The organism is Crateriforma spongiae, from assembly GCF_012290005.1.
In the GTDB taxonomy this organism is placed as follows: domain Bacteria; phylum Planctomycetota; class Planctomycetia; order Pirellulales; family Pirellulaceae; genus Crateriforma; species Crateriforma spongiae.
Genome location: NZ_JAAXMS010000003.1, coordinates 626,018 through 644,529, shown reverse-complemented (window position 1 = coordinate 644,529; position 18,512 = coordinate 626,018). Strand labels below are relative to the sequence as shown.

At 54.7% G+C, this 18,512-nt stretch carries 14 protein-coding genes and 1 tRNA gene; 3 read left to right on the top strand and 12 right to left on the bottom strand.

Annotation, left to right across the window (positions count from 1 at the left end):
- Nucleotides 1–50: 50 nt before the first annotated feature.
- The 10 genes from HFP54_RS10575 to HFP54_RS10530 all read right to left on the bottom strand — a co-directional run bounded on the left by HFP54_RS10575 (nucleotide 51) and on the right by HFP54_RS10530 (nucleotide 10,213).
- Nucleotides 51–284, bottom strand: a complete 234-nt coding sequence (locus HFP54_RS10575; RefSeq protein ID WP_145294974.1) for a hypothetical protein — start codon at nucleotides 282–284, stop codon at nucleotides 51–53.
- A 95-nt stretch (nucleotides 285–379) separates the two neighbouring features.
- Nucleotides 380–994 (bottom strand): sigma-70 family RNA polymerase sigma factor, encoded by a 615-nt coding sequence (locus HFP54_RS10570; RefSeq protein ID WP_168565087.1) that lies wholly within the window; start codon nucleotides 992–994, stop codon nucleotides 380–382.
- 192 nt (nucleotides 995–1,186) lie between these two features.
- Entirely contained in the window at nucleotides 1,187–1,891 is a 705-nt protein-coding gene (locus HFP54_RS10565; protein WP_168565086.1) for a GNAT family N-acetyltransferase, read from the bottom strand.
- 74 nt (nucleotides 1,892–1,965) lie between these two features.
- On the bottom strand, nucleotides 1,966–3,117 hold the full coding sequence (locus tag HFP54_RS10560; protein ID WP_168565085.1) for a hypothetical protein: 1,152 nt from the start codon (nucleotides 3,115–3,117) through the stop codon (nucleotides 1,966–1,968).
- Nucleotides 3,083–4,282 (bottom strand): hypothetical protein, encoded by a 1,200-nt coding sequence (locus HFP54_RS10555; protein WP_146439931.1) that lies wholly within the window; start codon nucleotides 4,280–4,282, stop codon nucleotides 3,083–3,085. The genes HFP54_RS10560 and HFP54_RS10555 overlap by 35 nt, the downstream gene beginning before the upstream one ends.
- Nucleotides 4,283–4,385: 103 nt before the next feature.
- Entirely contained in the window at nucleotides 4,386–5,117 is a 732-nt protein-coding gene (locus HFP54_RS10550) for an ImmA/IrrE family metallo-endopeptidase (RefSeq protein ID WP_168565084.1), read from the bottom strand.
- A gap of 2 nt (nucleotides 5,118–5,119) precedes the next feature.
- Nucleotides 5,120–5,485 carry a helix-turn-helix domain-containing protein gene (locus tag HFP54_RS10545; protein ID WP_168565083.1) on the bottom strand — a complete coding sequence of 122 codons (366 nt, stop codon included), beginning with the start codon at nucleotides 5,483–5,485 and terminating at the stop codon, nucleotides 5,120–5,122.
- Nucleotides 5,486–5,760: 275 nt separating this feature from the next.
- Nucleotides 5,761–7,440, bottom strand: coding sequence for a hypothetical protein (locus HFP54_RS10540; protein WP_168565082.1), 1,680 nt, complete (start codon nucleotides 7,438–7,440; stop codon nucleotides 5,761–5,763).
- 317 nt (nucleotides 7,441–7,757) lie between these two features.
- Nucleotides 7,758–9,710, bottom strand: a complete 1,953-nt coding sequence (locus HFP54_RS10535) for a coiled-coil domain-containing protein (RefSeq protein ID WP_168565081.1) — start codon at nucleotides 9,708–9,710, stop codon at nucleotides 7,758–7,760.
- Complete coding sequence (locus HFP54_RS10530) at nucleotides 9,707–10,213, bottom strand: hypothetical protein (RefSeq protein WP_206036130.1); 507 nt, start codon at nucleotides 10,211–10,213, stop codon at nucleotides 9,707–9,709. The genes HFP54_RS10535 and HFP54_RS10530 overlap by 4 nt, the downstream gene beginning before the upstream one ends.
- Nucleotides 10,214–10,620: 407 nt before the next feature.
- Here HFP54_RS10530 and HFP54_RS10525 point away from each other — a divergent pair, with 407 nt between their 5' ends.
- From HFP54_RS10525 to HFP54_RS10515, 3 genes are all read left to right on the top strand, one after another.
- The gene (locus tag HFP54_RS10525; RefSeq protein WP_168565080.1) at nucleotides 10,621–14,046 is read left to right on the top strand and encodes a class I SAM-dependent DNA methyltransferase; all 3,426 of its coding nucleotides are present in this window, start codon (nucleotides 10,621–10,623) and stop codon (nucleotides 14,044–14,046) included.
- Between the two features lie 510 nt (nucleotides 14,047–14,556).
- Nucleotides 14,557–16,191, top strand: a complete 1,635-nt coding sequence (locus HFP54_RS10520; protein ID WP_168565079.1) for a patatin-like phospholipase family protein — start codon at nucleotides 14,557–14,559, stop codon at nucleotides 16,189–16,191.
- Nucleotides 16,192–16,313: 122 nt separating this feature from the next.
- Nucleotides 16,314–16,688, top strand: a complete 375-nt coding sequence (locus HFP54_RS10515; protein ID WP_168565235.1) for a DoxX family protein — start codon at nucleotides 16,314–16,316, stop codon at nucleotides 16,686–16,688.
- A 405-nt stretch (nucleotides 16,689–17,093) separates the two neighbouring features.
- Here the strand turns inward: HFP54_RS10515 and HFP54_RS10510 are convergent.
- Together HFP54_RS10510 and HFP54_RS10505 are read right to left on the bottom strand one after the other, a co-directional pair.
- Nucleotides 17,094–17,167: transfer RNA gene (locus tag HFP54_RS10510), tRNA-Met, on the bottom strand.
- A gap of 140 nt (nucleotides 17,168–17,307) precedes the next feature.
- A complete protein-coding gene (locus tag HFP54_RS10505; protein WP_315853874.1) occupies nucleotides 17,308–18,507 on the bottom strand; it encodes an agmatine deiminase family protein in 1,200 nt (399 codons plus the stop codon).
- Between the last annotated feature and the right edge of the window lie 5 nt (nucleotides 18,508–18,512).

Sequence of the window (18,512 nt, the reverse complement as noted above, 5' to 3'; positions counted from 1 at the left end):
TTGGTCATGGGTTGGATGGTTCCTTCGCTAAATGTTTGGGATGGCTGGAATTACAGAGTTGGGATCGCTTCGATGTCGAAATTGCCATCGCGATCGCTGGTCACGAGGTAGTGTTTGAAATCAATCTGGGCGACGAATCGTTGGTTGGTGCCCAGTTGCTTGCGGAGCGATTTGCACGCCCCGGTGAAATCTCGTGACGCTTCGTTAAAGCGGTCGGCCGATCGCAAGTAACGGCCGACCGCCAATGAAAGCGCCACGCGGCGTTCGATGTCCAAATCACTCATTCGCTAACCTGGTGGATGGGAGGTTTGATGTTCCGACGACCCGTTGGCCGCCCCTGGTTACCTATGCCGTGAATTGGTCGCCCTGTACGCCAATCTCAGAAATTGGCCACGCCGTACTTCTTCAAATGCTTGGCGATCTCGGCACGCACCGTGTTGAACCGCCGACGCGGCAAACCAAACTTTTCCATCGTGCTGCTCATCGAATGACAACGCAGGTACTCGCAAACCCGCCGTAATTCCGCAGGCATTTTCTGCAGCGCGACCTCCATAGCGTCCGCTTCGTCGATCGCCGTGAATGGATCGCTGTAAGACGACTGGTTTCGCCGGACCTGGTCCTCGTCACAGATTTCGCCGCCCAGAGTCGCGAAAGTCTCATCCACCGTGTCGACGGGCGTCTCAAACGATTGCATTTGCACGCCATCTTCGATCGGATGCCGTTTGTGGCGTTTCCTCGATCGCAACAGCTCTCGCACGCCCGAGTTGATGACTCGATTGATGAACGTGTTCACCTTCGATCGCGACGGGTCGAAACAGTCAGCCTTTTGGATCAAGTACATCAGCAACTCTTGAGCGATGTCTTCGGCGTCACAGTCGCTGAATTCCGGTCGGCGATGGAGTTGCTCGGCCTTGATCCGCGCCGTCTTCATCGCAAAGTCGTTGAGAATCTCCTCGCCAAGCCGTTTGCCTTCCGCTTGAGTATTCGCACTCATGGTTGTCTCCGGCTGGAGGCATCCCGTGATGCGAGCGATTCGCACAGACCGCAAAGAAGCTGCGTCGCGACAAGCCATGTCACGAAAAAACCGCAGGCGGCCGGCGAGGTTCGTTCGTCACGTCCTCACAGCGAAGACGTGCCGCGACTTCTCAAGTCGCCGAGCGACATTTGGAGTCGCTAAGAAAAGTTTTTAGACACCGATACGGTTGTCGCCCTCTTGATCACGGTCCTCGCGCGATGACCGCGTTGATCCGGATCGCTGACGCTTTTGAACGTCGCGAAACGGACTGGGGTCGTCGTTCCACCAATGCTCCATGACAACTCTTCCGCCAGATGATTCAACCGCAGAAAACCCGACCGCTTGAAAAAACAGCAAGAGGCGAAGATTGGATTCCTCGACCGTGACTTTGATTCGCGTACGACGTTCTCGGGTCAATCTCGATCGCAGCTCGGAAATCAATTGCCGCCCAAATGAACCCAATTGAACCTCTGGTTTGATAATGATCCGTTCCAACTCGACATGCTGCTTGTGGAGTTGATAGACCATGGAACCGACAACCACGGGCTTGCGGCGGCCGACGCGAGGCAACTCAATCACCATGGCGACTGTATTTCGTTGGCTCAGGCGACTTTTGTAGTCGTCTTTGCTCCACGGAGCACAGGTTGCCGCAACATCAATCGCCACAACATCTTTCAAATCTCGATTGATCATCCAACGCACGTGCCCGTCGATCGGCGTTTTTGATGGTGACGGCTTGGACCGCCGTGCGATCATCGGTCGCGTCACCGGGAAATCAATATGCAACGCCGAAGCGATTCCTTGTACTTCCGCGGCCGATAGCCGGATTCCGCGTTCTTGCTTTAACGCTTTTTGGATTCGGTTTCTGAGAGTCATCGTTGTCCTAAGGCTTAAAGTGTTGTTTGTTAGCTCTTGTGGTTGCTTATGCAGCGAGCTTGTTTCCAGATAGTTCACACCAACCAGTCGATTTCGGACGGCGGTGAATAGATCGGACAAACACCGCGACTGAGGTGCGCTCGTAAATGATCTGCCAGCGGTTTCAATTCCGTGTCGAGTACATCAAGTGTTCGCTTGATACCGACCGAAACCGATTGGCTCACTTTCTTGATGTCGCCAACTTCGCGAGGTTTGCCACCCTTGCCCAATACCGATGCAAAGTGCAGGGCCAACTGGTCCTGTTCGGATTGCAGCTTTTCCAGCCATCCCAAGTCATGGTTCGCTTTCGCTTCGGCGATCTCGTCCAGCAGTTCGTGGTACCGACCCCGACACTCTTCCACCGCCGCTTCGTCCGTCAATTCGCCGGACGATCCAATCAGCTGTCGCTCGTCGATCCCGATGCGACTGGCCAACAACGTGACCGCCGGTACCGCTCGATGCGGCGTCGCCAACAGCCGAGCGATGTAGAGTGGTCCGACATTGTTCTCGAGGTAGGTCTCCTGCCCCTCGAACCGCACCACCCACATCTGGCCTTTGCGATAGAACGCATTTCCCAGCGGCACACTCGACAATGGCAAGACCTGTGCAAAACGCTCCGGTCGCGACTGGACCCGTTTCGAGCGAATAGCGAAAGCTTCAGTGATGCTCAGTCTTCCCGCGAAACCCTCGCCGGGAAGCTCATCGCCAATCAAAATCATTCGTGACGCACCACTCCGGTCTGCCAGACGCGATGCTGATCGGGTCGTCGTCAAAACAATCGGAAACGATTCACCACCAACTTGCACCTCGCCAATTCTCCACGCCACACCCGGTAACAGTGTTTCCGCCGGGCCGCCGTCCGGCATCGCCGAGGCAAACAATTCCGCGATCGCCCGACCGTCAATCGACCATTGCCGCAATCGCTCTTTCTCAACCAAGTCTGCGCCGTCGAAAGGGCACGCTTCGTAAAACTCAACCCCAGTTGGTCGCGGAACACGAACCACATCGTGGACATTGCATTGTCCGCAACTTGCATGCAGCGACATCGACGGCTCGGCCGGCACCAACACGCCGGATCGAACTAGGTCGTCGGGATCGCAACCGCCCAGTAATCGAAGCGTGTCGCAATCCACCAACGGTTCATCGCCTCGGTCAAGCAACCGAAACAGCGTCACAATCGCTCGCAAGGTCGATCCCCCACTGACGAAGGTACTTTTCAGCCAACAAGCGATCTCGCGTCGCCAACGATTTGATGGTGCTACGGTTGGGCCGCGTGATTGAGAGGTTGAACTCGTGACCGTTTTCCATCAGGAATCGCAGGTCGACGCGCTCGAGATGCATGATCGACCGCGGCAAGTTGTCTTGCCGGATGTATCGTTCGATCATGCGTTGAAAACTCGATGGTCCGAAGTCGACGTTCGGATTGAAGTGCAACTTTTCTTTTGAGCCGAGAATCAACACACGAGCCGCCGCAATCACGACCGAGCGAACAGCGTCCTCGGGATCAGTCGGAAACCGAAACTTCGGATCCAACAGGATCCCCAGCGAGAATGGCTCGGCGTTGGGATCTTCCGGCGGCAATTCGATCCCCAGGAACTCGCGAGCAAAGATCTTTTGCAGCGGACCGATTGTCGGTTTTCCACCGAGCGCGTACACGTCGAGAACGTGATTCGCTTCGTCGTAGGCAAATACGTTTTCAAACACATGCGTTTCACAAACCCGCTTGAACGCGTTGCCGCCGTCGATCAGCTTCATGAACGTTTTGCGATAGTCGTCCAGGCTCGCGAAGACATAGTGCAGGTTCTCGCAGCGCAGCAAGTACTCGGCCACGCATTGCCGGCCGCGACCCTGATGAGCCGAATAGAACGCTGACAAGGCACCAGAGAACGACTTCATGTGCTGGGGCGAGGTTCGAGGTTTCGCCGACGGAAGGTTGATTCGCCGCTGGGACGATCGCCCGCCAATCACGCGGTCGGCTGCCGCGAAGCGCGCGGCCACTTGCCAGACCTCCGGCTTCGACAGATAGGTCAGCATCGCGACGTCGTACCGGCTATCGAACCGTTCTAGTTCCGCAAGGAAATCGTCTTCGCCAATTTGGATGGCTTGTTGAAAGATCGAACGTTGTCCCGACTCCGTGGCCATCGAATGCAAGTCACGCAGTAGCAATTCGATCTTCTGTCTCGTCGGCTCCTCCAGCGACTGATACGCCTGAAAGATCGGTTCCACGTCCGTTTCGATCGCCTCGGACCAATTCACGTCGATCGGAATCTTCAGCCCGCCAAACATTTCCTCCAGCAAACCGTTGGAAGTCTGCCGCAGGACATTCCGCGGATTAAACCCAGCTAATGACATCGTCTTTTCACCCTCCCGGAAACATACCGTACACTACACACTAAACAATGAATCAAAAACGAATGCCTCCGATTAGGAGGCATGAACAAACCCTCAAAGCTGCCTACTCAGCGAACAAACCCAGATACTCCAATTGAATCCGCATCGCCTCGTCCGACACCGCGAATTGATCCGCCAGCGATTCACAGAACACCTCACGCATCAAACGGATCGGATCCGGCTGGACCTCGATCCCATCGGCGTCGATCAAGAAACGAATCGGCTCGATCGTCGGCACGAGTTCTCGAAGCCGGCAGTCGCAAATCGGATCATCGCTGCCGGTTAGCATTCGCCACGCCGGCCTGAGCAACCATTCGGGCATCAGTAAACAACCAGCGAACTCATCGGCTTGTCGTTCGATCAAGGGACGAGCGTGATCCTTGCGACAAATCACGTCCGGCATTTCCTCGTCACCGTACAAGACCGCATGTCCGGCTTCGTCCAGGAACAAAAACCGGTGTAACTGCCAGTGTGCGATTTCATGGCCGAGCGTGAAGTGATAGCGACCGAGAAGATCGGGAAAGCGATCTGGATTCAGCGCGTCGTCGATCAGGATGTGCTGTCGCGAGAACCAGATCGCACCATGAACGCGACCACCAAGTTGGCTCTGGAGATCCGAGAAGCCAAAAGTCAGCGGCAACACCGAGGTCGCGACATCTTCGATTTCGATGGGAGGTTTCGTGATCGGCCCGAATCGTTTCGCGTACTCCGCCAGCACCGCGTCGGCCTCGGCAGCGATCTGGCGAGACGACAGCGGCGGCACTTCGATTCCCTGTGCCCACAAATCAACGACCATCGTCACTTCCCCCGCTTTTTCATTTTACGAATCTGTTCTTTGATGATTTCAAATTGTTTCGGTGAAAGCCCAGTCGCCAACCGCATCAGCTCGGGCATGTCTTTTGGGTGTTGTCGGACCATGACATCCACGTCATCCGGCACGCGATCAGCCAGCCGAATCCATTCGTCGGGATCCTCGCCCAACAACTCGGCGATCTTCGTGACACGATCCGCCGTTGGCGGTGCAAAGTGATCCTGCTCGACCTGTGACAAATACGTCGCCGAAACGCCGATCATCTCCGCGAATTTGCGCAACGTGATCTTCTTCGCCGTTCGCTTCTCGCGCAGCACCGCGCCAAACGACTTCGCACCACGAGCCTTTTTCATCGCGCAGGCCTCCCTGCCGAATCGTCGCCCGAAATCCACTGCATCCAAAGCATGGCAATCTCCATCAACCACTTTCTCCTCCAGAAACCCGCAAAAACACGAGCCCCCAACCCTCAATGTATATCGTGAACTAAACCCTGCAATCATCATATCCCGTGTCCCCAAACCCGGACAATCCCCCAATTCGCAATTTTGCTAGCAAAAACGCCGGCCCGGATCATTGAAGTCAACGCGTGTGACACGTTTGGTCACGGCTAGGCATTTTTTACCTAGGACTACGGATTGCGTCTTTTAGCAACTCGTTGGCTTTTGCGTTTCGCACCAAGATCCGCCTTGCCCTTCTTGGACAGCCCACTTGGGCTCAATCGCTCGCCAGGGATCTTTACGATAAGGATCGAACGAGGTTGCGATTCATTTGCTCTTGTCATCTGAATCACTTTGAAGAGATCCGAAAGGTGCATAGCAGCACCACCGCGGTCAGTTTGGTCGAGAACCAGCATGAACCCGAGTCGAGATGACGTGTTCTGGTAGTCAAACGTTTGACCAGCATACGCTGCGGTGAGCCCATCAAACGAACAATCAATGGATTCACGCTTAACCTCCACAACTAGCTTTTCCGCACCAAGTTGAACGTAAACATCAGCGCGGCCACCGCCGACATTTGTTACCTCAATCTTTGTGCCGGGAACACAGGAAGTAAGAAATTGAACGAAGTCACGCTGCAACTCAAATTCGAGAGGCTTTTTCCCGTCGTCCGACTTGAACAGATATTTCAATGCGGGCTCATCCCCCTTGGTCCACTCCAAACGCGTTGATGCGAAACCCGTCAACCAGAGCGTGATACTGTTGCAAAGATCACGGACATCTGGATTTCCTTGATAGTCAGGATGAACCTCAATCGACTTAATGCAATTGCAAAGCACAGAAACTTGGGCAGAAGTGAAGCTTCGCTGCCACGTTCCCAACGTGCTCATAAAGACTTCGCCAAGCCGCTTCTGATCGTCGCATGAAAGACGAGTTTGAGCAAGAAAATTCGCAACAGCCTGACCCTGCATACGGGCAGAGTGCAAGACACGAGGCTGGTTGTTGCCTATCGCATCCGCTACCTGAGTTAACAATTCAGATACCGCGGCAGCATCCTTATGTGATTGATTTTGACGAAGCCACGTTTTGAGTACATGTGCAAAACTGGCGTTATCACTAATACAGCCGACGATTCGAGGCTGGATCAACGACTCAATTCCACCCAATTCATTTCGTCGAAGGATAGCTCGACTCGCCCGATAAATGGGCATTAGTTCATTCTCGATGATCGCCGCCGGCTCAAACCAACCAGGCTCGGAGAGCGACGTATCCAATGACATTAGCTTGTCTACCAGTTTCTGCCACAGAATTGATTCAGCGGTTCGCGCACGCAACCAGGGTGGGTCTGATTCAGAGCGGTGGTAGAGATTCAACGCGACTAAATGCTGAGCCAATTGGGTGGTTGCCGAGTCTGATTGTCGAACTTCCTGCAACTCGTAGAAGTCAATCAGAATTTGCAGGCAAAGTGCGTACATCACGGCATCCGGCCGCTCGCCGGGTGACTTCTCCGCTGCGACAAACAACTTACGTGCGTGAGTGAATTCATTTTTTGCATCGGTCGGCGACACACACGCCATTCCGCTCGCAAATGAAGACATTGCTAATTCAAACGTTGCCTCGTCCGCCGATTCTGGGATCGTGGAACATAATTCCAAAATCGATTTGAGTGACTCGTCAGGCCAAAACGAATGCACTACTCCAACGATCTTCGCAAACCATCGGGAGAAAACTGGTGACGCTAGAACATCGACTTTCAGCAGTGTGTCGATAAATCCGTGCCTGCGTCTCGGATCAACAGCAACCAATCGAAGACCACCATCCAACGCTGCCGCGCGACCGATCGCTTCAAGATCGACGTCGAGAACCTTCACTCGGTAACAGTCGAAGAGCGAATCTGCGAGCTCCGAATTTGGTTCCGTGCAAGCGTCGAGGACGTTCACACAGTCGCGAAGAACAACTCCGTTGGTGCAAGCCTTCACTGCATCAACGATCAACTTTTCTCCGTCACTGCTCTGGCAATAATCTGCGTCAGTTGCGACTGCAAAAACAACTTCCGCTAAGAAAGGGGACCTAGATAGGCTTTCTCTTGCACGAACCAAAGATTCGATTCCACCAATCGAAGCGAGGCTAGGCGTACGTCCAAGTTCGAGGTCCGCAACGATCGTTCGCTCGAAGGCGTGAAGCTGTTTTACCAAAGGTAATCATCTCCAAGAGCCTGCCGAACACGGCTTTCGTCTACTCGACTCCGAATCGCCTTTGACGCAACCGAAGCAACGAATACCTGAAGATGCTTAATTTCGTCAGCTAGATCCACCAGCCCACCAATCAATTGCTCCAAGTCCTCTAGCGCTATCTCTTGTGCAGCGGGAGAATCCACGAGCAACAATCCAGGATACCTTCCTACACCAAGCTCTTCGCCGACCTTGAGCATTGAGAGAATCGCTGCCACCTTAAGCCGCAGTTGTTCACCAGCTGTAACCTTGCTGTAAGACGTCGTTGACTCGCCCCGCTCAAGCAAGAGCGTCATGTTTCCTCTCAATGTTGCCGAGGTCAACGATGTCATGCCGAAGCGATTGGCATACTGGACGATGCCCTCACTAACCTTTGTCAAAACTTCTGCTTGAACTTCCTTGACTAGCTTTTCTGTCTCGTCAGCAACCGCATTCAATACCAACAGGTCCATATTCTCAGGTGAATCCTTCGGCAAATTTGCTGAAGCTTCTTCGATTCTGGCTTCTAGTATCGCGATCTCGGTCTTTAAATTGCCACGGTTGCTAGGTTTCGATAGCTTCCGGCTCTCCGACGCGATATCCGCTTCGCAAGCCTCAATGGAATGTTCTAGTTCCGTGCGCTGAGCTACCAGTTCTTTGGAGGACTTGCGTGCCACTGTGCGAGCCTTTTTCGACGCCGCCATTCGATCCTTGAGCTGTTTCTGAATCTCCGCGGTGGGAACATCCGCATGCACTTGCTCTCCGCAAACCGCACATTCATTGCTTTCATGCTCCTGCTTCTTCCGTGCATCGGGAATGGCATGATCGCATCTCGGGCAACAACTCGGGTCCAAAGACCGAAACACGAAATCTGCCGCATTGCCATCGACAAACAATTGATACTCGCGACGATCATCTGCAAACATTTGCTCCGCTTTTTCCAAAGTTGCCAGAGTTGCCTTGGCTTGAAGCGAAAGTTGCCGCAACTCTTCAACAAGATTTTCATGTTGATGCCGAAGCCTCCTAATCTTGTCGGTCGTTGTGTCTAAATCTGGAAGTTTTGACAGTTGCTTTTGTTTCGCCATCAGCTCGGACTCAAGGACCTCGATCCGATTTTGCGTTTCTTGTTTTGCATTCTTGAGAACTTGGTCGGAGGCAGCGACTTTACGGGTCATTTCGCTCTGCGCAGCCTTTGTGGCCGCTAATGTTGAAACCCAGGGAACACCGAGATACATCTGCATCATTCGGAATGGTAAGCCCGTTGCAGGGGGGATCTCACCGACCAGGGTTGTGTAGTCCGTGCCGATAAACATCGCGCTGCTCAAAGCTTGCCAGCCATGCAACACCGTTTTGCCACCGAACTCTCCGACCTTTCGGTGAACAGCAACGCTATCCATGCGGAATTCATGCATGAAAAAGCTGGCCATCACCGAACCAAACTCATCATCGCTCTGAAAGCCGTTTACACGTCGCTTTTTTCCTCCCTTGCTGTATCGGCTTAGCTTGCCATGAACACCTTCCGTGCACTTAACTTCAATCTCAAATAGAACATCGTCGAGCTCAAACTTGAGACTCGCCTCTGTAAGCCAGGATCGCACATCTGTCTGCAAGTTCGATGGCTCGCAACCTCTCAACAGCCAACGAACAACTTCCAGGATCGACGACTTGCCTCTCAGATTTTTCTCGGTGAGACAGGCGTAGATACCCGCATCCAGATCTCCCCACGCGAAGTCAATTTTTGCATGATTGTGCCTCTCATCTTTAACACCGACAAACCGGATTTCCTTCAGAACCAAGGTCTTTGGCGTCTGTAGAACTGGTGACGCTTCGATGCGGTACTCAGCTAAGACTTGTTCGACAACGGAAATTTCAACGTCAGCGCGGTTCGCTATCGCCTCCTTCCAAGCTTGAATCTTTACAGATTTCTTCATTTTGATCCCCCGGACGCTGGCGCACCCTGCAGAACATTCATGCGGCGACGAACATCGTCGGTGATGGATGGAATGACGCCTCCCTTTTTTGTCGTCGCATACTCCAATCGCTCATACTGGCGAGCCTTGAGCGCCGCGCCATTTCGTCCATTAGCAATCAGGCTCACCAACTCAGCACGCTGCCGATACCATTTTAAGGGTGGGGCGGTCTTTTCAATTGACCTACACAATGCGGTCGCGGCAGGCATGATCAGGTAGTCGGTTTCAAGTATTTTCTCGACTGTATTCCGACCACCGATAAGTATTAGGTCGCGAGAACGAAGTACGGACAGAGCATCGTCCATATTCTCGTAGGCTCCGAAATGCCAACGAATCATCGGGAAATTGCGGATGTCTGGCTCGTCGTTCTTAAATATTTCACGGGCCTTTTCCAGCCACTTCTCGTCACCATCGTTCTCGAATCGCTCCAAGAGTTCATCCGCCAGATAGTCCGGGTATCTCATCCAAAAGTCGAATGCGCATAACCGAGTGTTCCCGATGAAGACCAAGCTTTCGTTGGCAGACGATTTTTTGACAGGCACCTCGCCACCTGCCACGAGCAAATAGAGAAGCCGAATGGCATCCAGATGCGACTGACGATATTGAATGTCATTGACTCCGTAAGAATGGTGAGTTTGCGTCGGGTTAGTAGTATCGCGGATCGCGGATCGCCACGAAAGATGGCGAACGCTAGATCGCTAACGTCCGGCGATTGCACACGGAGACGCATGAGGTGAAAGGGCAGCGACGCCCTGGTGTGGAGTCGTGTGGCGAGCTGCTAGAATGGCGACCTTTGGCGATGTTGAACAACGACCACTTTCCGGAGCGTTAATCAGTTCGAGGCTCGCCGTTTCGATTTCCAATAGCGGCGATGTGCGGGGGCGCAATGACTCCAGACGATTTTGTTGAGCGATGGAAGAAATCTGGCGGGGCCGAGATGGCCAATTCGCAGCTCTTCCTGACCGAGCTGTGTGATCTGCTGGGCGTTCCCCATCCTGACGGAACCACCACCGACACGTCGGCGAACAATTACGTCTTTGAAAAGGCCGTCGAATTTAACAACGGCGACGGCACGGTCAGCAAGGGCCGCGTTGATCTATTTAAAGCCAGTTGCTTCGTGCTGGAATCCAAGCAGGGAAGCGAACGCAAAGCGGCCGAGGCTGCTGAAGCCTTGGCAACCAAGACAAGGACAATAAAGAAGCTCGCCGGCACGGCCGCACGCGGCACACCGGCATGGGACCGGGCCATGAAGGCCGCCTACAAGCAGGCCAAGGGTTACGCTGAAGCGATTCCCAACGAATGGCCACCCTTTTTGGTCGTCGTGGACGTCGGATTTTGCTTCGATATCTACGCTGACTTCTCCGGCACCGGCAAGAGCTACGTTCCGTTTCCCGATCCCCGCGGTTACCGCGTTCATTTGGATCGGCTACGGGACGAGCGAATTCGCGGGTTGCTGACCGCGATCTGGACCGATCCACACTCCCTGGATCCGAGCAAGATCTCGGCCAAGGTCACGCGAGAGATCGCCGAGCGACTGGCCAAGCTCGCCAAGAGTCTCGAGGCCGACCACGAACCCGAAGTCGTTGCCGGATTCTTGATGCGATGCCTGTTCACGATGTTTGCCGAGGACGTCGAACTGCTACGTCCCGACTCGTTCACGGAATTACTGCTCAGCCTTCGTACCGAACCACAGAACTTCAAGCCGATGGCCGAAGCGTTGTGGGAGTCGATGGACACAGGAACGTTTTCGACGATCCTGCGAGAGAAGGTCAAACAGTTCAACGGCAAGTTCTTCAAAGATAAGACCGCGTTACCGCTCAACCACGATCAAGTCGAGCTGTTGGTCGAAGCGGCCCAGTACCGCTGGGAAGAAGTCGAACCGGCGATCTTCGGCACCCTGCTCGAACGCGCCCTCGATCCGGTCGAGCGACACAAATTGGGCGCGCACTACACGCCACGGGCTTACGTCGAACGTTTGGTCATGCCCACGGTGATCGAGCCGCTGCGCCAGCAATGGGACGCGACCTACGCGGCGGCCAGCCAATTGGATGAAGAAGGCAAGCGGGCGGACGCTCGCAAGTTGCTGCGAGAATTTCATGGCCAGCTTTGCGAAACGCGAGTACTCGATCCGGCGTGTGGGAGCGGCAACTTTCTGTACGTCGCGATGGAACTGATGAAACGGCTCGAAGGCGAAGTGCTCAACACACTGCGCGAGTTTGACGAGGCGGTCTTGCCCGGACTGACGATCGACCCGCACCAATTCCTCGGTATCGAAGTTAATCCCCGAGCGGCGGCGCTGGCCGAGTTGGTGCTTTGGATCGGTTCGATCCAGTGGTACAAGCGAACCCGCGACACGGTGAACATCCCCGAGCCGATCTTGAAGGACTACGGCAACATCGAGTGCCGGGACGCGGTGATGGCATGGGACTCCATCGAACCGGTCGTCGATGATGATGGCAACCCCGTCACCCGCTGGGATGGACGAACGACCAAACCGCATCATGTCACGGGAGAAGAAGTCCCCGACGAGGACGCCCGAGTCCAAGAGGTACGATACATCAACCCGAAGAAAGCGGAGTGGCCGGAAACGGATTACATCGTCGGCAATCCACCATTTATTGGTGGTTGGAAATTGCGTGAGGCAAAGGGCGACGGATATGTCAAAGCGATTTGGGAAGTGTTCGAGGATATTCCTCCTAAGGCCGACTATGTAATGTTTTGGTGGGACATGTGCGGCGAGTTGGCATGCAAACGCTTAATTCGGCGTTTTGGACTTATTACAACTAACAGCATACGCCAGGTATTTCAAAGACGTGTTATCGAAAAGTTTACCCTGGCAAAGAATCCGGTTCATTTGCTCTTTGCGGTTCCCGACCACCCTTGGGTAGACAGCGAATCAAGTGCGGCCGTTCGCATCGCCATGACAATCGCTTCGCCGGACCAAGAACCTCCGCTACTAGCATCCGTTGATGAATCTGGTGAGATTGCGGAAATTTCCGTGCGTTCAGTCGACGCAATAAACTCAAACCTGACAGCTGGCGCAAACACATCGCTAGCAGTCCAGCTTGAGGCGAACGACAAGGTTTCATCACCGGGCGTTCAGCTCTACGGAGCTGGATTCATCTTGAAGCAGGAAGAGAGCGATCGGCTGTTGGCACAATCCAAGCAGAACGAGACCGTTATTCATCCCTATGTCAACGGCAAAGACTTGATGCAACGGTCGCGAGACGTAATGGTGATTGACTTTTTTGGTTTCGACAGCAAACAGGCTCGCGACCAATTTCCCGCAGTTCTGCAAATAGTTGTCGACCGCGTGAAACCAGACCGGGACCAAAACCGACGCCCCGCAATACGCGACAAGTGGTGGCGGTTTGGCTGGGAGCGGCCTGTCCTTAGAAAGGCGTTACAGGATCTGCCTCGATTCATAACGACGCCCGAAACATCAAAGCACCGGCTGTTCTTTTTTCTGTCTGCAGATGTTCGTCCTGACAACATGCTCATCAACATCGCGAGCGATGAACCCCATGTACTCGGTGTTTTATCAAGCAAAATTCACGTCTGCTGGGCACTCGCCGCTGGCGGCCGGCTTGGGGTAGGCAATGACCCACGCTACAACAAAACCCGCTGCTTCGAGACGTTCCCATTCCCAGTCACAGACGACGCCTCACGAAAACGCATCGGCGATCTTGCCGAGCAGCTTGACGCTCATCGGAAGCGACAACAGGAACAACATCCGAAGCTGACGATGACTGGCATGTACAACGTGCTGGAAAAGTTGCGGGCCGGTGAGACGCTGACGGCGAAAGAGAAAACGATTCACGAGCAAGGTATCGTGTCGGTGCTGAAGCAAATTCACGACGACTTGGACGCCGCCGTGTTCGACGCTTACGGATGGCCTCACGATTTAGACGACGAAGCAATCTTGCAGCGACTGGTCGACCTGAATCACGAGCGAGCCGACGAAGAATCACGAGGTATGGTCCGCTGGCTACGTCCGGACTTTCAAAATCCAGACGGCGCGACTCAAACCGCCTTCGCCGGCGATGGCAAAACGAAGCGAACCAAGAAGGCCACTGCCACCAAGGTCAAGAAACAGCCCTGGCCCAAAACGCTGCCTGACCGCATGGTGGCGATCCAGTCCGCGCTACAACAACACGCCGCCCCCGCGGATGCCAAAGAAGTCGCCGCCTACTACACCCGCGCCAACAAGTCCCAAGTCACCGAACTCCTCGAAACCCTCGCCGCCGTCGGCAACGTCCGCCAACTCGACGATGGACGCTACGTCGCAGCAAATTAAACGATGAGTGAAATCGAGAGGCGTATAAACATGACTGATCGCGAGTTGACTTGGATTGGCAAGGCGAAGCGTCTTATCGCAAGGTATCTCTTCGTCGTTCTATCGGTGCTGACCTTCTGTTTGATCGGATGGAAAGTCGATCAAATCCGTTTGCTGATCAAGGACACCCTCTCGACAAACCTCCTCATCGGAATCGCAACCGGCCTACTGATCATGTGGGGAGTGTTGTTGATCGTCCAGTTCTTGCTGCGTGCGCCGGAAATCTCGCCGGTTGACCGAGCAGTCGCGAAGATTCCTGAAGGTCTGCGGAAGCCCTTAATTTTTCCAACGCGGTGGGTTTTCGACGTTTCCACGCAGGGTTTGTTCTGGATGGCAAAACGCGGGCGAAAGTTCAGTGGAGGTTTTTGGGCATGGGCCATCAATCTGACCGTTTTATGTATTGGTCTCGTGGTCGCTTTCTTTTGCCCCCTTTCTCCGTCGTGGACGTGGTTCCTTGATTCAGTTTGGCCTATGCCTGGCGGATTCTTCCGCATGGTGGGCTTGCTAGCGGCGATGGTTGCGTTATGGCTTGGGTTCGGAACTCGGGTGGGATCCGACAAGGTCCTCGACAAGGATGAACACGCCAACGAGACGACGCAGCGTCGCGTTCGAGTTTGGCGAAGAACCGGCGAAGTCCTGTCCGTTTTGCTTATCCTGACCGTCATTCTCGAAGTGTTATGGATTGCCGTTGAGTTGTTCAGTAGCGTTTCCATGACGGTCTACACCGTTTGGGCTTTCTTCTCACTGGCATTCGCCGGCATTCTGATTGCGGCACTATTGGACTACTTGCATCGAAATACGCAATTGCCGTGGCGACTGATGGCGTTGGTACTAGCATTCGGAGTCGCCAGTTTGTCGAGTCAGGTAGACCTCGGTCCGGCAGACATCCCTGACAATGACGGAGCGTTACGATCAGCGGTGTCCGAACAATGGGTTGACGCGGCACTGGATCGCTTATCGCAAGAGCCTGATGGACCAGTAATTGTTGTCACCGCAAGCGGAGGTGGTTCACGCGCAGCGTTGGTCGCTGCCTTGTCACTGGAAATCATCGAGAACGAATTTCATCAGGACGGTCAAAAACCAGCCTGCCTATGGCTGGGCAGCGGGGTTTCCGGCGGTACCCTTGCGCTAGCTGCACACTACTATCCGTCGACTTGGCAATCCACGACTCAAGATGCCGTGACACGAGACTACCTTGGTCCGATCTTTCGCGGGTTTATCACGCCGTTCGCAAATCGTGGGGAATCGTTGACCGCCTACTGGGATCGAAGTTTCCCGTGGGCATCCATTGATCAAGCCGCCACCGACTCGACCAAGCCGTTGTTGGTGATGGGGGTGGCGGACATCGATACTGGACGCCGCGTGATGGTGGGTTTTCCGAGGCTACCTGACGACTGGTACCATCGCTACCGGCTGGTTGAAACGAAGGATGGCCCTCGCTGGCAGCTTTCGGAGGATGATCACGAACCTTACAGCCTATCAACGCTTCAAAGCGATGGGATTCATCCGAATGTTCGGTTGACCCGAGGCGTCCGAATGTCGTCGTCGTTTCCGTTTGGCTTTGAACCAACGCGACTTCCCGTCGATGTACCAGAACCCAATGACGAAGCGGTCGACCAAGTCCACTTTCTCGACGGAGGAATGGTCGACAACACCGGTGTCGATTCTGTACTCGCGATCCTGTCAAAGATCGATGACCTGGAGACTGAGAAAGGTCGAATGCTAAGGCAGGAACTACGACGCCGCGGCATCTTCCTGATCGAGATTGATGCGGGAGCGGGATCGGGCGATGTGACAAAGTCCGGTCCGGCAAGCCGAATCACTCAACCTTTTGGAGGATACAATCGCGGCGTGTACTCCGCAGCGAAACGAGCCCGAGATCGAAACGTCGCCGCGTTGAAGCTTCGCTTTGGAGACGCTTTTACGACCGAACCAATCAAGTCGTATCCAGAAAGCGATCAGGTTGATGAAATCATGACAACACTGGCGTTGCCTAAAAAGGACGTCCAGCGTTTGATTAACTCGTTTACAGAACCAAAAAAGATTGAGGAGATTCGCAAGGTACTTCTCCAGCGTTATTCGACGTTGGCAGGCCGCAATGAATAACATGAGGACAAATCTGTTTGGGCCTTTGGGCGCAAAGTCGCTCCGCAAATCTGTTGGAGTGCAGACAATCTTCGGTCAAGGTTGCGAGAGTAAGTGTTGAGAGTGCCGCATTGAAAAAAGAAATGAACCTCTGGTTTGAGAGACTAGGTGTCATATCGCTCTCGCTGCTGTTCATCGCTGCCGGCGTCAATCACTTTTTGTCGCCGAGCGTGTACTTGAAGATCATGCCGGACTATCTGCCTTGGCCGTTGGCTTTGGTTTTTGTCTCGGGGTTCTTTGAGGTGCTTGGTGGGGTTGGCTTGGCGGTGCCACGACTGCGGCGAGCGGCGGGGTGGGGATTGATTGCGCTGCTTGTTGCAGTTTTGCCAGCGAACGTGGACATGCTGATCCACGCGGACCAGTTTCCGGCGATCCCGGTTTGGGCGCTGGTTGCACGCTTGCCGTTGCAAGGTGTGCTGATCGCTTGGGTTTGGTGGGCGGCGGTGAAATCGCAATGAGATTCGTGTCTCCCAGTTATTCTCAGTGTCTCTAAATCACATGACCCGGCAAACGGTGTTTGGGCTCCGTTTCGGTGGGTCACTACGAAGTGGGTGATTGGAAACATCGCGTTTTGCAGGGGCAAACGCTGTTCTCAACTGGACCGAAAGGGAGGTCGCTACGGCTCCTAACCCAAACCGGCTAAGACACAGAGAACGTAAGAGTTCTGGCCCAGAAACCGAAATCCGGCCGCGAGTGCCGGCCAGAGTGTTCTCAGGATTCTGAGACGACTAAGAAACCGCCGCCGCGAACATTGACGCAAGTGGTTGCGGGATAACGGGATAAAACGAAAAAAGCCGATGCGGAGCACGCATCGGCTTTTCGTTTACCGTTGGGTCGGAAAGTGTTCCAACCTTTCAGAGAAGTTGCGGGAGCCGGATTCGAACCGACGACCTCGAGGTTATGAGCCTCGCGAGCTACCGGGCTGCTCCATCCCGCACAAGGAATATCGCAGGATCTTCACGGTTTGCCAAGGGCCGCCGAAGCCGTCGAAGCCAACTAGCTGGGAAAAAGTTTTAACCCTTCAAAGTCAGCCACCGACCGATCGCCGATGAAGCATCCGTCGCATGCAAACGAGAGTCACCTAGCGCTTGCAACGGTCGGTTGATGGAGCGATGCACAGTGCAGTGCACCCAACCCCCAAGCCAGGTCAAAACAGTCCACCGGATCGATTTGGCAAGTCGGCAAAGCGCCGCGCAGGATGTCCAACGCATGAGCGTCGGCTTCGCGGTCACGGAACGTCGGCATCAAGATTCGGTCGGGGCCGAGTCGCAAAAAGTTGCAGTAGCTTTGCGGCACCGCTTGCCCATCGATGAAACGAGGAGCAGGCATCGGTAGATCGATCACCGTCACGGCGGGTTCGGTTTGGCGCCCCCAAGTGATCAGTTGCCGGCGGATCTTTTGCAGCGACAACTGACTGGGGCCATGCCGATGATCGGCCGTCGCGACAACCACCGTGTGCGGATCCAAGAAGCGAGCCAATTGATCGATATGACCATCGGTATCGTCACCGGAAATCGGGGGAGCGATTGCGTCTTCGCCCGAAGATTCTTTGCGGCCGATTTCGCCCGATCCACATTCGCTGGGATCAGCTTCGCCCAGCCAAACGATTTCGGTCACGCCGAGGGTTCGATAAAGTTCTTCGGCGATCGCTTCCTTCGACATGCCGGGGTTACGCGTCGGCCCGACCAGAGTGGTTTCGCACACCAACAACCGACCGTTGCCATCGGTTTCCAACGCGCCGCCTTCGGCGCACAACGTCGATTCGATCAAACGCGCCGACACTTGGTCGGCGATTCGGGGACCGGCGGCGGCGTCGCGTCGAAAGTGTTCGTATTTACCGCCCCACGCGTTGAACCGAAAACGGACGGCGGCTAGCGGGACCGCAGCATCGCGAGTGTCGCCGCTTGGTGGCGTTGCCGAGTCATTGCCTGATGTCGCGGCGGAGGGATTAGGAGGCAAGACAAAGACGGGTCCGTAATCGCGAATCCAGCAATCGTCGGTGGGCGTTTCCAGAAACCGGATCTCCTTCAACGTCTGAGATTCCGACGAAGTATCTTGGTCGACTTGTCGGCGGATCAAGCCAGAGGCCGAGGGCACCAACGACTTGTCAGCAACGATCCACACCGGATGGGTGCGAGCAATTTCGACGGCCAAGCGGGCAAAGAAGGGCGGAACGTTTTCAAAACGCCCCGGCCAAGTGTCCGTTTTGTGTGGCCACGCCAGCCAGATCGCTGACGCGGGGTGCCATTCGGCGGGCATGCGCCCGGGCAGTTGCACCGCGG

What these genes read in the sequence shown, in the direction of transcription:
- HFP54_RS10550 (WP_168565084.1), bottom strand. Translation starts at nt 5,117, where the DNA reads ATGGTCGTTGATTTGTGGGCACAGGGAATCGAAGTGCCGCCGCTGTCG.
- HFP54_RS10545 (WP_168565083.1), bottom strand. Translation starts at nt 5,485, where the DNA reads ATGAAAAAGGCTCGTGGTGCGAAGTCGTTTGGCGCGGTGCTGCGCGAG.
- HFP54_RS10530 (WP_206036130.1), bottom strand. Translation starts at nt 10,213, where the DNA reads ATGAGATACCCGGACTATCTGGCGGATGAACTCTTGGAGCGATTCGAG.
- HFP54_RS10555 (WP_146439931.1), bottom strand. Translation starts at nt 4,282, where the DNA reads ATGTCATTAGCTGGGTTTAATCCGCGGAATGTCCTGCGGCAGACTTCC.
- HFP54_RS10570 (WP_168565087.1), bottom strand. Translation starts at nt 994, where the DNA reads ATGAGTGCGAATACTCAAGCGGAAGGCAAACGGCTTGGCGAGGAGATT.
- HFP54_RS10520 (WP_168565079.1), top strand. Translation starts at nt 14,557, where the DNA reads ATGCCTGGCGGATTCTTCCGCATGGTGGGCTTGCTAGCGGCGATGGTT.
- HFP54_RS10525 (WP_168565080.1), top strand. Translation starts at nt 10,621, where the DNA reads ATGTGCGGGGGCGCAATGACTCCAGACGATTTTGTTGAGCGATGGAAG.
- HFP54_RS10515 (WP_168565235.1), top strand. Translation starts at nt 16,314, where the DNA reads ATGAACCTCTGGTTTGAGAGACTAGGTGTCATATCGCTCTCGCTGCTG.
- HFP54_RS10575 (WP_145294974.1), bottom strand. Translation starts at nt 284, where the DNA reads ATGAGTGATTTGGACATCGAACGCCGCGTGGCGCTTTCATTGGCGGTC.
- HFP54_RS10565 (WP_168565086.1), bottom strand. Translation starts at nt 1,891, where the DNA reads ATGACTCTCAGAAACCGAATCCAAAAAGCGTTAAAGCAAGAACGCGGA.
- HFP54_RS10535 (WP_168565081.1), bottom strand. Translation starts at nt 9,710, where the DNA reads ATGAAGAAATCTGTAAAGATTCAAGCTTGGAAGGAGGCGATAGCGAAC.